This window comes from Trichococcus sp. ES5 (genome assembly GCF_900067165.1).
GTDB lineage: Bacteria > Bacillota > Bacilli > Lactobacillales > Aerococcaceae > Trichococcus > Trichococcus flocculiformis.
On the sequence record NZ_FJND01000002.1, the window covers coordinates 38,540 to 51,453 of the forward strand.

Genomic DNA, 12,914 nt, shown 5'->3' on the forward strand with positions numbered 1-12,914 from the left:
TCAACATGAATAAGACAGCCATCAAGAACTTTGCTGTATGGGCGAGAAGAAAGCTTATCAGCGAAATATCTTATAAAGCAGGCCTGATTGGTATTAACGAAAAGGGGATTTCACAGCCCATTTCCGTTTCAACAGGCAATATCCAGTTTTTTGATATCGGAACTGGGAAACCTAACGAAATATCTGATAATGAAATCAAACAGCGGAATGCCTTGGTAAAACGAATTAGAGAAAAAGAAAGCACATCTGATTACAACACAGCCCTTCAATTTGTTATAGAGGAAGTTGCATACACTTGGTTTAACCGATTGATTGCCATTCGGTTTATGGAAGTCAATGACTATTTGCCATCTCGTATACGGGTGCTTTCCAGCGAAACACCGAAAAAATCTGAGCCGGATATGGTCACAACACCATTCGATACCGATATGGAGTTCTCATCATATGAAACGGATCGAATCATGCAGCTAAAACAGGAAAACAAGTTGGACGAACTGTTTCGTATGCTTTTTATAAAGCAGTGCAACAAACTAAACGAAGTTCTTCCACAGTTGTTTGAGAAAACAGCCGATTATACTGAATTGCTGCTCACCATTTCCTTTACAGATAGTGAGGGCATTGTTAGCCATCTTGTAAATGATATCGCAGAAGAAGATTTCACTGAGGCAGTAGAAATTATTGGATGGATGTATCAGTACTACAATTCTGAGCCCAAAGATGAAGTATTTGCGTTGCTTAAAAAGAACATCAAAATTACAAAAGAGCGTATTCCAGCAGCAACACAGTTATTCACACCTGACTGGATTGTGCGTTATATGGTTGAAAATTCCCTTGGACGATTATGGGTTGAAGGACACCCGAATGATGTTTTAAAGGCCGATTGGAAATACTATCTTGAGGAAGTCGAGCAAGAAGAAAGTGTCAAGGCTGAACTGGAAAAAATCAGAACAGAATACAAGAAACTGAATCCAATTGACATCAAGATAATTGATCCATCTATGGGAAGTGGCCATATTCTTGTTTACGCCTTTGATGTTCTTATGCAGATTTATGAAAGCCAAGGCTATACACAAAGAGATGCAGCAAGTGCAATTGTTAAAAATAACTTATTCGGTCTGGACATTGATGACAGAGCTTACCAGCTAGCATATTTCGCTGTGATGATGAGAGCAACAAAATACGATCGTAGATTTTTAACTAGAGGAGTTATGCCAAAAATATTCTCTATTAAAGAAAGCAATGGAATCAACAGAGCTCATTTGCAATATCTTGGACATTCTTTAAATGAAATGGAGCGAAATACGGCAATTCAACATTTGGAATATTTGTTGGATATATTTTTCGATGCTAAAGAATATGGTTCTATTTTGAATGTAGATAACTACAACTGGGAATTGCTAAGTCATTTTGTAGAGGATTTTCGAATTGAGGGTCAGATATCACTCGAAAGTATTGGTATAGAAGATTCACAAGAAAAATTAAGACAAATCATTGTAATTGGTGAAGCAATGGCTCAGAAATATGATATTGTTGTGACCAATCCTCCTTACATGGGAAGTAATGGTTTAGGAATTAATTTATCAGAATACGTAAAAAAGAATTACCCTGAAGCAAAATCCGATATGTTCGCATGCTTTATTGAAAAAGGATTTTCTTATGCAAAGAACAATGGATTTGTAGCAATGATTACAATGGAAAGTTGGATGTTTTTATCTAGTTTTAAAAGGATGCGAGAAAAAATTATTAGAACCAAAAATATTAGAAACATGGTACACATGCCATATCTTGGGAAAGGTGGAACCAGTCTTGGCATTAATTTCGGAACTGCTGCCGTAGTGTTTGATAATAAAAATATACATAAGTATAAGGCGCAATATGATTATATTCGTTATTATGAGACGAATGCTGATGGAATTCCGCTGGCTTTTCCGACAGTTAATGAACGGTATAAGACAGAAAGCTTAGATGTGTTTTCGAAAATCCCTAGTTCACCGATAGCGTATTGGGTAAGTGCTACTATTATTGATGCTTTTGATAATGGGAAATTGCTTGGGCAAATTGCTTTTCCAAAAACGGGTATGACAACAGGAGACAACAATAGATTTCTAAGATTGTGGTCAGAAGTGAGTATAAAAACAGTAATGCTAAATGCATCTTCTTCTCTGGATGCTAAAAATTCTCAAATGAAATGGTTCCCCTATTGCAAAGGGGGGGGCTACAAACGTTGGTATGGATATAATGAATATTTGGTCAATTGGGAAAATGATGGATTTGAAATCAAGACTAATATAAAAGCTAATGGGCTTAAGGCGGCAAGTGTGAGGAGTGAGTCGTTATATTTCAAAAAACTGATTACCTGGTCTGCTGTAACGTCTGGAAAATTTTCTTGTAGATTATGTGACGGAGGTGCAATTTTTGATTCAGGAGGTTCAAGTATTGCTATTCAAGATAACCTATTATATATACTGGGATTACTAAACAGTAAAGTTGGTCAATACTACTTGGACATAAGCAATGCAACGATTAATTACCAACCAGGCGACATAGCAGGTATACCAGTATTAGAGGGAAATGTTGAACAAATTAATACTCTTGTAAAACAGAACATTCAATTATCAAAAAGTGACTGGGATAGTTTTGAAACTTCATGGGATTTCATAAGGAATCCTCTTTTGTATTCTTTTGATACAATCGCAGAATCTTATTTGTCTTGGGAAAGGGAATGTGCTGATTGTTTTTATCAAATAAAAATCAATGAAGAAGAACTTAACCGCATATTTATTAATATTTATGGCTTACAAAATGAGCTTACTCCGGAAGTGGAAGACAACGATGTTACTGTCCGCAAAGCAGATCTACAAAGAGACATTAAGAGCTTCCTTTCATACGCTGTAGGCTGTATGTTTGGCAGGTATTCGTTGGATGCAGAAGGCCTTACTTATGCAGGTGGTAAATGGGATGATAACAAATACACTACGTTTATCCCAGATATAGATAACTGTATTCTGATTACGGATGAAGAATATTTTGGAGATGACATTGTCGGACGTTTTGTAGAATTCATCAAAAGCGTTTACAGTGTAGAAACACTTGAAGAAAATCTTGCTTTCATTGCCAAAGCACTTGGGAATAAGGGAAACACTTCAAGAGAAATTATCCGCAATTACTTCGTTAAGGACTTCTATAAGGATCATGTAAAAACGTACCAAAAACGTCCTATTTACTGGCTGTACGACAGTGGTAAACAAGATGGATTCAAGGCCCTTGTTTATATGCATCGTTATACTGCTGATACCACAGGAATTGTGCGTGTAGATTATCTTCATAAAATGCAAAAAATCTACATGAGTGAAATTAATCGTATGATAGATATGGCGGAGAACAGTAATAACACTCGTGAAATTGGACAAGCAGAAAAACGTAAGGAAAAGCTTGTCAAGCAACTCAAAGAGACTAAAGAATATGACGAGAAGATTGCTCACCTTGCCATTAGCCGTATAGCAATTGATTTAGATGATGGGGTAAAGGTGAATTATGAAAAGGTGCAGACCGGGCAAGATGGTAAGAAATTGGGCATCCTTGGGAAGATTTGAGGGGTTTAATGGATAAAATGGTAGAGTCATTCATTCAGTTGATTAGGGATGCTCTTGAAAACGTTGGGGATGAATACTATAAACTCACAACGACTTATAGGACCTTAGGAGTTGTCAGAGAAAGAATTTTTTGTTATGAGCTATACCATCAAATGAGGTTGATTCAATCTACAAGAGGACTGACCGATATACAGATACATGGAGAAATTGATAAAAGTGGTCATGTCGGGTTTGACAGAAATGCACGGAAGAACCCTGACTTTGTGTTTCATATCCCAGGTATGATGCAAGGGAATGCAATAGTGGTTGAAGTCAAAGGAAAGATAGAAGGGAACTATCAGGAAGGTGTTTATAAGGATATAGTGACACTATCAAAATTCACTAATTATAAACACTATTACCATTCCGGCATACTCATTATATACAACTATACTTACGATGAGTTTTTGCATAATATGGGAGAATTCCTTAAGAATCGATTGCAAGAAAACAAAGTCCCAACTGATAAAATCATCATTATATGTAAAAAGAGTAAGAGCATTCCTTCGGTTATAAAGAAGCTTAATGACTTTTTAGAAGAGGTGGAATAATGGCAGAGCTTAACCTAAAACAAATTACAGATAAGCTCAACAGCGAATTTGTGGGTGATGTACGCAAACTGGTATTTTGGTACGATGCAGGTGCTGAATTTGTTTCAGACATAGATAGCTTGGAACTTGAACATGCAAAAATTTTAAAGTTGGAGCATGACAATCAGTTCTATATCAAATATTTTTTGGAACGCGAAGATACTAAGACCAATTATTTGGTTTACGCTCCGTTTCCTAAACCTGTCCTTAAAGAAAACCATCTGGCAGATACGATCCGCTATTCGAAAGAGTTTTTTGCAGATCGGGCATCTTTACTTCAAGTTGACTTAGGGATTGATGAAAAATATAAACCAGTGCTGCAGCATTATATCAAGTTCTTCGGTGCAAAAGACAGAACTCAGAAATTCTATGAACTTGAGATTGAAAACTTCAACAAGAGCGTCATTGAGACCGCGCTAATGAGTGTCCTCTGCAGGACAAAAATCGTATCTTTCGAAGAAATCGTCCGTACGGTAATTACGGATGGTGAGCTGGAGGAAAACAAATATCTGGCAGAGTTTGAAAAGTATGATTTAATTGAACCGTTTTGGAAGATGTGCGAAGAAAATTTTGGCTACACCGATGTTTCGCCATCACTATCCAAATTTATTTACACGCTATTTGCCACTTATACCTCGAAGGTTATTCAGTCTGAGCTACCGCAGGCTTGGAAAAACTATTGCTCCTACAAATCAGGCAATATAATCGCGTTTTTGGATAGCTTGATGAACAGCTTGATCTATAAAGATAATTTTGATGAGTTGTCTGATTTAGTTTACAACACTTTGAATGGTGATGCCGTCTTTGAAAAGTTGAATATCAGTGATTTAGCAGAGCTTGAGATTTTCAAAAAAGCGGATGTTTTCTTGCTTAAATGGCTGATAGAAAGGCTTGAGAATGAAGACTCAGATGCCAAAGTAAACGGGCATACGATAACGGAACTTTGCCGAATGAGGAGAAAAATGCATTATGGTCAGCTGTACTATTCTGATTATTATATTTTGGAAAATGCCTATCATCTGATTATGGCAGCGCGTTTTGAGCCTAAGAAAACTGCATCGGACATATGGAAGAGCTATGTAGCGGAAGATTATGCGATTGACCAAAAATACCGCTATTTTTACTATCACTATGACCAAGTGCTCAATAGTACCCCTTTTGAGAATTTGCGGGATTTGGTCGAGAACATCTATACGAATCGTTACCTTAATCCTCTATCAGTGGCTTGGAATCGTGCTTTTATGGAGTGTAAGGGAGGTACAGGGCTGATCAAACAACAAGAGTTTTATGATAAATATGTACGTCGCGCCAAAGAGCGAGTTGTGGTCATTATTTCCGATGCCTTTCGGTTTGAAGTGGGACAGACTTTACTAAAAAGATTGATGGAGGACGAAAAATGTACAGCATCCATGGATGCTATGCAAAGTGTTTTGCCATCCTACACAAGGTTTGGTATGTCTGCACTTCTTCCCCACAGAAAACTATCTATGAGCGATGACTATAGTGTGTTGGTGGATGGCAAGGTCTGTGATAACCTAAATTCGAGAGAGCAGGTATTACAGAGTTTTGTTCCAAATAGTCGTACCGTTCAATTTGATGATATCAAGACCATGAAAATAGCTGAACTAAAAGAAATTTTTTCAGGCCAAGAGGTACTTTATGTTTACCACAATCAAATTGATGCGAGGGGCGACAAACTGAATACTGAAAATGAAGTATTTACGGCATGCGAAGAAGCTGTGGAAGAAATTCATACTATGATCAAGAGACTGACCAGCGCCAACAATATCCGTTTCATCATCACGGCTGATCACGGTTTTATTTACAAACGCGATAAACTGGTTGAAAGTGATAAAATCAGCGGGTTCGATAGGGAAAATGCTTTTGTAGGAAGAAGATATATCATTGCTTCAGAAGGCATCCATGCAGAAGGCGTAGGTACACTGAGATTGGGCGATATACTGGGCAATGAGGATGATCGAATTGTCTCTGTACCGATCGGGAGCGATGTCTTCAAAGTTGCTGGTGGCGGTCAAAACTTCGTCCATGGAGGCTCAACGCTTCAGGAAATCGTGATACCAGTTCTGAATGTCAGAACCAACAAATACCACACTGAAACGAAGGCTGTGAGTATTGCGCTTGTTAGTTCTGTTCAGAAGATTACAAACCTCACGGCGAATTTGGATTTTATCCAAACGGAAGCTGTGACAGATGTGAATAAAGAAACTACCTATAAAGTGTTCTTTATTTCAGATGATAACGAAAAAATTTCTAATGATAACCTATATGTAGCGGATAAAAAAGACAAAGATGCAAGCAAACGTATTTTCCGTTTGAAATTCACTTTCAAAAACAAGAAATATGACAAGAACAGAAAATATTACCTAGTCGCATATGATGAAGTAAATGCTCTTGAAGTCATCCGCCACGAAGTACAAATGGATTTGGCTTTTGCAGATGACTTTGGATTTAATTTCTAAGGCAGGAGGATTAAATATCAATGGAAGAAACTCGATTAGAAAAAACAGACAATCCGAATGCTGTTCTCAATAGGAAATTAAGGCAGTTCTTCGATGGAAAGATTGTCCGCAAAGACTTAACAAAATCCATAAAAGAAGGCGCAAATGTACCTGTTTATGTGCTGGAATTCTTACTGGGACAATACTGCAGCTCGGATGATCCTGAAATCATCGAAGAGGGAGTAAAGACAGTAAAGAAAATTCTCTCAGAAAACTTTGTTCGCCCGGATGAAGCTCAGAAAATTCTTTCGGTTTTACGTGAGAGAGGCAGTTATACGGTAATCGACCGTATAACTGCAAAACTCAACATAAAGGAAGATCGCTACGAGGCTGAATTTTCAAATCTTGGGGTACGGGAAATTCTCCTGGCACCGAGCTATGTTTCGGAATATGATCGTCTTTTATGCGGGGGAATTTGGTGTATCGTACAGCTGGAATATGAATATTTGGAAGAGGACAAAAGATCCACTCCTATTCGTGTACGGAAACTTACACCGATTCAAATGCCCCATATTGAATTGGATGAAATCAAAGAAGCCAGAAAGGAATTCACGAAAGAAGAGTGGCTGAATGTATTGGTCCGCTCAACAGGAATGGAGTCTGATAAATTTACTGATCGTGAAAAGTGGCTTCTGCTTGCCCGCATGATTCCCCTTGTCGAGAATAACTTCAATCTTTGTGAACTCGGTCCCCGTAGCACAGGGAAGTCTCATATTTACAAAGAGATTTCGCCGAATAGTATCCTTGTTTCCGGTGGTCAAACTACTGTTGCCAACTTATTTTACAACATGGCAAACAAAACCGTAGGGCTTGTCGGAATGTGGGACTGTGTGGCTTTTGATGAAGTAGCTGGAATTACCTTCAAAGATAAAGACGGCATTCAGATCATGAAGGACTATATGGCATCGGGCTCTTTTGCTCGAGGCAAAGAGGAGAAGGCAGCCAGTGCGTCTATGGTGTTCGTAGGTAATATAAATCAGAGTGTAGATGTTCTGCTAAAAACATCTCATTTGTTCGAACCATTCCCAGTGGCGATGGCTTACGATACTGCTTTTCTGGACAGGATGCATTGCTATGTACCCGGTTGGGAGATTCCCAAATACAGGCCGGACTTCTTCACAGATGAATATGCCTTCATAACCGATTACCTTTCAGAATTTATGAAAGAAATGCGGAAAGAGCAATTTGGCGATGCTTGCGATAAATTCTTTAAGTTTGGATCGAATTTAAACCAGCGGGACGTCATTGCTGTCAGAAAAATGATCTCAGGTTTCACGAAGCTTCTGTATCCGGATGGTGTATACAACAAAGAGGACATGACGGAAATAATGACTATTTCATTGGAACTACGACGCCGCGTCAAAGAGCAACTCAAAAAAATTGGCGGTATGGAGTTCTATGATGTGAATTTTTCCTATATCGACAATGAGACTTTTGAAGAACATTTCGTTCCAGTGCCGGAGCAAGGGGGCGGTAAACTCATCCCAGAAGGTATGCCCAATCCAGGTCATGTTTACACTATTTCACGTGGCAAAACAGGAATGGTAGGTGTTTACCGATTAGAGACACAGGTTCTTCCGGGCAATGGAAAGTTTGTACGGACCGGGCTTGGATCGGATCGTGATGCGAGAGAAGCTACGAATACAGCCTTTAATTATTTGAAAGCAAATGGCAGAAATATCAGCAATTCCATAAGCACCACCACAAAGGATTATATTGTCAACTATCAGGATTTAAACGGCATAGGTATTACAAAAACCTTGACGCTACCGACCCTTGTGGCAATATGCTCGGCGGCCCTTCAGAAGCCAACTCTATCAAACCTTGCTGTACTTGGTGATATCAGCATTAGCGGAACAATCCTGAAGGTCGAGGAACTTGCGAATACCTTACAGGTCTGTCTGGACAGTGGCGCTAAAAAGGTGCTGATTCCAATAACCTCCGCAGTCGATATGGCCACAGTGCCGCCAGAATTGATGGGAGCGTTTAGTATTATCTTCTACAATACCCCGCAGGAGGCTATTTTTAAGGCATTGGGAGTGGAGTAAAGGATAATTGCTGGATGCTAGTAGATTCAATTTGCAGCCGAAAAAGGTGATAACATAAATCTAATTATTTGAGGAAATGGGTTTGATTTACACTATGGCTTTAAAACTAGATATTACAATTACCGAAACATTCTAATGAAGCATTATCCAGATTCGTGTGATGCTTTCGAGGATTTTCCATATATCAATCTGTCAGGTTCAGACAAGTGGAGCGATTTGGAACATTCCTTAACGATTGGTTATGAAGAATGTATCGAGAATACTGTTGATGAAGAGTATCCAGATTTGAACGACGATAGCGATTCGCGATGGCATGGAATTGATATAGACCTTGAAGAACAAACGAAATTCATATGAAATATTTGCAAATTCACCTCTATAATATTGAAAAATTAAAGATAAATTCTATTTTAAAAGGAGTTATTCAAATTATGTTTATTAGTAAGGTTAAAATAAAGAATTTTAGAAATTTCAAAGACGTTGAGGTTGATCTTGGAGAGCATATGGTTATTGTGGGTGAAAATAAAATAGGGAAATCTAATTTCTTGCATGCTTTGCGTTTAGTGTTAGACCCATCTTTACCAGAGAGTAGTAGAATGTTACAAACATCAGATTTTTGGGATGAATTACCTCGTCCAATTAAGAGTGAAGAAATTAGAATTGATATAGAACTGAAAGATTTTGAAGATGATACGAAGCTAAAAATAATTTTATCTGATTTTTTGATTGATAAAAATCCACTTATTGCTGGGCTTTCATATATATTTTCGCCCGAAGACAATGCAGATGGAGATGAAGAGAATTATATATTTAAAGTTGTCGGGACTGCTAACGAAAACACGTTTAATTACGAACAACGAAGATGGCTTCCATTTGAAGTGTTGTCTGCATTAAGGGATTCAGAAAGTGATTTAGCAAGTTGGAGAAGATCCCCATTAAGACCTTTAATTGAAGTCGCTATAGGGGCAACAAAAAAAGAAGAACTTGATAATGTTGCTAAAGAAATTACAAAATCAACTGATTCTTTAAAAGAACTGAATGAAATAAAAAAATTGACTAAGAAAATAAATAATCAGCTAATAAATATCGTGGGAGATAAACATGCTGTCGAAACAAGTTTAGGGTTTTCACCGGCAGATCCCAATAAACTGTATAGGGCAATAAAAATGTTTATCGATGGTGGAAACAGAGGTGTAGGAGATGCGAGTTTAGGGTCTTCAAATTTATTATATTTAGTATTAAAATTAATTTCATTAGAACAATATGTGAAAGAGAATAACAGAGCTCATACTTTCTTAGCATTAGAGGAGCCTGAAGCTCATTTACATCCACATATTCAGAGGTTAGTATATAAGTATTTATTAAATGATAATAAAGTAATCACAGCAGATGAGGATGATTCATTAATAATTCATAGTATTTCGAATATTTTGACAACTCACTCTCCGTATATTGCAAGTGTTGCACCTATTAAGTCCATAGTTCTAATAAAGGATTCTCAAGAGGAAAAAAAGAATTCTAAAATAGTTTCAACTGTAAATATTCAATTAGACGATAAGGATATTAAAGATTTAGAAAGATATATTAATGTAACCCGAGGAGAATTGCTCTTTGCGAAAGGAATAATTCTAGTTGAAGGGGATGCTGAAGAATTCTTATTACCTGCTTTAGCTGAGTTGGAAGATATTGATTTCGATAAAAATGGGATTACTATTTGTTCCGTCTCAGGAACAAACTTTCTTCCTTATATTAAGTTATTAGGACAGAATGGACTCGATATTCCTTTTGCTATTTTGACAGACTATGATCCTAGGGATTCATTACCTTTGGTTCATAACAGATTAATCAAATTATTAACTGAAATTGACAAATCAACTTCTTATAAAGAATTGGATACCGCCACTCTAATTGCCAAAGGAAAGGATTGGGGTATTTTCACCAATAAACATACTTTAGAAATTGATTTGTTTGAGAGTTTAAACTATGAAATAACTATGACTTTAGATGAGTTAACTACCAATAGAAATGCAAAGTCAAGAGCAAAGAAATGGGGTGAAACGAAAAGCATTTCAGGTGATGAAAGTAGTTACCTTTCAGATATTGAAAATATAGGGAAGGGTAGGTTTGCACAAAGATTAGCTACTAATTTAAGTCCAACTTCAGTTGTTCCTGAATATGTGAAAGGAGCATTGAAATATGTTAAATCAAAAATCCAATAGTAAAATATATAAAAAAATTGCGCTGGAATTGGAAGGGAATCACGAACAACAAGAGGTTTACAATTCTAGTGGGAATTGTGTAGTGTTGGCTGGTCCTGGAAGTGGAAAGACTAAAATTCTTACATTAAAGCTTGCTAAAATATTAAACGAAGACATTGAATCGCCTCAAGCAATTGCTTGTTTAACTTATAATAATGAATGTGTAAGGGAACTTAAAGAACGATTAGCTAAATTAGGTGTAAAAGAAAATAATTCAGTTCTTATTAGTACAGTTCATTCATTTTGTTTGAATCAAGTCATCCGTCCATATAAGCATCTTGTAGAAACTAATTTGCCTAACAAAATTAAAGTTGCATCTTCAACTCAAGTAGATAATTTTTTGCTAAAATCATTTAATCTAACCTTAGGCCGTAAAACGCAGTGTACTGGTGCTTATAAAAATTCGTTTAATATTTACAGGAGAACTATTTTAGATAGAAATTTACCAGAATGGAAAGGGAATGATCAGGATATTGCTGTATGGATAGAAGATTATGAGAGACTACTGAGAGAAGAAAATTTAATTGACTTTGACGATATGGTTTTAACCGGATTAAATATGATTGAACAGAATGAGTGGATTCAAAAATTGATTCAGGCTAAATTTCCAGTGATAGTAATTGATGAGTATCAGGACTTAGGTGTATCCTTAGATAGAATAATAAGGACGTTATGTTTTAAAAATCAAATACGCCTACTCGCAGTTGGAGACCCTGATCAATCTATATATGGTTTTACAGGAGCCCAACCAAATTTATTAGTTGAATTATCAGAGAAGCACGAAGTAGCGAAAATTATATTGAAACAAAACTATAGATCTAAACCAAATATCGTTAAAGCTTCAATGGCGGTAATCTCAGAAGAAAGAGATTTTATTTCAAATAGAACTGATGGAGAAGGTGTAATTAATTTACATAGTATCTCAGATGGGCTAAAGGCACAGTGTTATTACATATGTGATGTTATTATTCCGAAGATATTGGAAGCAGATCCAAGCAACAATCTCGGGGAAATCGGAATATTATACATTGATAAAAATGATGGAGATATAATTAGCAGCACATTGAATGAATATGGGTATCAATATATTCGAGTAGATGGTAATGCTCCATACAACAAAAATATTTTAACATTATGGATAGAAGATTGTGCAATGTGGTGCAGTGGAGGCTGGCAAAAAGGGCACCCTAAACTATCTGAAATAGTTGCTACTTTCAGAAAATTTTATCTGAATTCCAGCTCAACGAAAAGGGAAATTGAACAAAGTGAAAGCATTCTTTGCAAATTTTTGTTTAGAAATCGAGATATCGATTTAAGTTTATTAAAATGGCTTACTTCATTTCATATGGAGGTCATTTCAAAGTTTATAGACAATTTTATAGAAGAACCAGATGTTACCACTGAGTACAAAAAAATGTTTTTATCCGCTCAAAGTGGCCAACTAAAAGATTTTTGTGTCTCATCTCTATCTCATCTATTGGGAGGTAATGATTATCTTAACTTATATACCCTCCATAGTTCAAAGGGGTTAGAGTTTAAATATGTTATTATTTTCGGTTTAGAAGAAGGGAGAATTCCTTGGTTAAATGTTAATGAAAATAAAATTAAAGAATCAAGAAGCCTTTTTTATGTTGGACTAACTAGATCGAAAGATGAAATACATTTACTATATTCAGGATGGTATGAAGATTATAATAAAAGGCGTAGAGAGCACGGACCATCAAGATTCATTACTGAACTTCAAGACTTTATTAAGAAAAATGAAAATGTTAAATGAAGTAGCTATTCTCATTGATTATACTCTGAAGTTAATTGACTAAAACGTCAGAGTATATTGATTTTGAAATCTGATTTTCTTACTGTTAAT

At 36.5% G+C, this 12,914-nt stretch carries 6 protein-coding genes and 1 pseudogene; all 7 read left to right on the forward strand.

Annotation, left to right across the window (positions count from 1 at the left end; translation table 11 throughout):
* Positions 1-5 precede the first annotated feature (5 nt).
* The 7 genes and pseudogenes from pglX to TES5_RS02480 all read left to right on the forward strand — a co-directional run bounded on the left by pglX (position 6) and on the right by TES5_RS02480 (position 12,824).
* Positions 6-3,593: a BREX-1 system adenine-specific DNA-methyltransferase PglX gene (gene pglX / locus TES5_RS02450; protein ID WP_068559442.1), complete on the forward strand. Its 3,588-nt coding sequence runs from the start codon at positions 6-8 to the stop codon at positions 3,591-3,593.
* Positions 3,594-3,601: 8 nt separating this feature from the next.
* On the forward strand, positions 3,602-4,183 hold the full coding sequence (locus TES5_RS02455; protein WP_068559444.1) for a hypothetical protein: 582 nt from the start codon (positions 3,602-3,604) through the stop codon (positions 4,181-4,183).
* Positions 4,183-6,702, forward strand: coding sequence for a BREX-1 system phosphatase PglZ type A (gene pglZ / locus TES5_RS02460; RefSeq protein WP_068559445.1), 2,520 nt, complete (start codon positions 4,183-4,185; stop codon positions 6,700-6,702). Before TES5_RS02455 ends, pglZ begins: the two co-directional genes overlap by 1 nt.
* Positions 6,703-6,722: 20 nt before the next feature.
* Positions 6,723-8,789, forward strand: a complete 2,067-nt coding sequence (gene brxL / locus TES5_RS02465) for a protease Lon-related BREX system protein BrxL (protein WP_068559447.1) — start codon at positions 6,723-6,725, stop codon at positions 8,787-8,789.
* A gap of 84 nt (positions 8,790-8,873) precedes the next feature.
* Positions 8,874-9,146: pseudogene (locus tag TES5_RS15760) on the forward strand (AbiH family protein); the annotation flags it as partial.
* A complete protein-coding gene (locus TES5_RS02475; RefSeq protein WP_198143286.1) occupies positions 9,143-11,008 on the forward strand; it encodes an ATP-dependent nuclease in 1,866 nt (621 codons plus the stop codon). The pseudogene TES5_RS15760 and the gene TES5_RS02475, both read left to right, overlap by 4 nt.
* Positions 10,986-12,824 (forward strand): ATP-dependent helicase, encoded by a 1,839-nt coding sequence (locus TES5_RS02480; RefSeq protein WP_068559451.1) that lies wholly within the window; start codon positions 10,986-10,988, stop codon positions 12,822-12,824. The genes TES5_RS02475 and TES5_RS02480 overlap by 23 nt, the downstream gene beginning before the upstream one ends.
* The last annotated feature ends 90 nt before the right edge of the window (positions 12,825-12,914 follow it).

Excerpts from the sequence above, each read along its gene's own strand:
- pglX (WP_068559442.1), top strand. The coding sequence starts at position 6 with ATGAATAAGACAGCCATCAAGAACTTTGCTGTATGGGCGAGAAGAAAG.
- TES5_RS02455 (WP_068559444.1), top strand. The coding sequence starts at position 3,602 with ATGGATAAAATGGTAGAGTCATTCATTCAGTTGATTAGGGATGCTCTT.
- pglZ (WP_068559445.1), top strand. The coding sequence starts at position 4,183 with ATGGCAGAGCTTAACCTAAAACAAATTACAGATAAGCTCAACAGCGAA.
- brxL (WP_068559447.1), top strand. The coding sequence starts at position 6,723 with ATGGAAGAAACTCGATTAGAAAAAACAGACAATCCGAATGCTGTTCTC.
- TES5_RS02475 (WP_198143286.1), top strand. The coding sequence starts at position 9,143 with ATGAAATATTTGCAAATTCACCTCTATAATATTGAAAAATTAAAGATA.
- TES5_RS02480 (WP_068559451.1), top strand. The coding sequence starts at position 10,986 with ATGTTAAATCAAAAATCCAATAGTAAAATATATAAAAAAATTGCGCTG.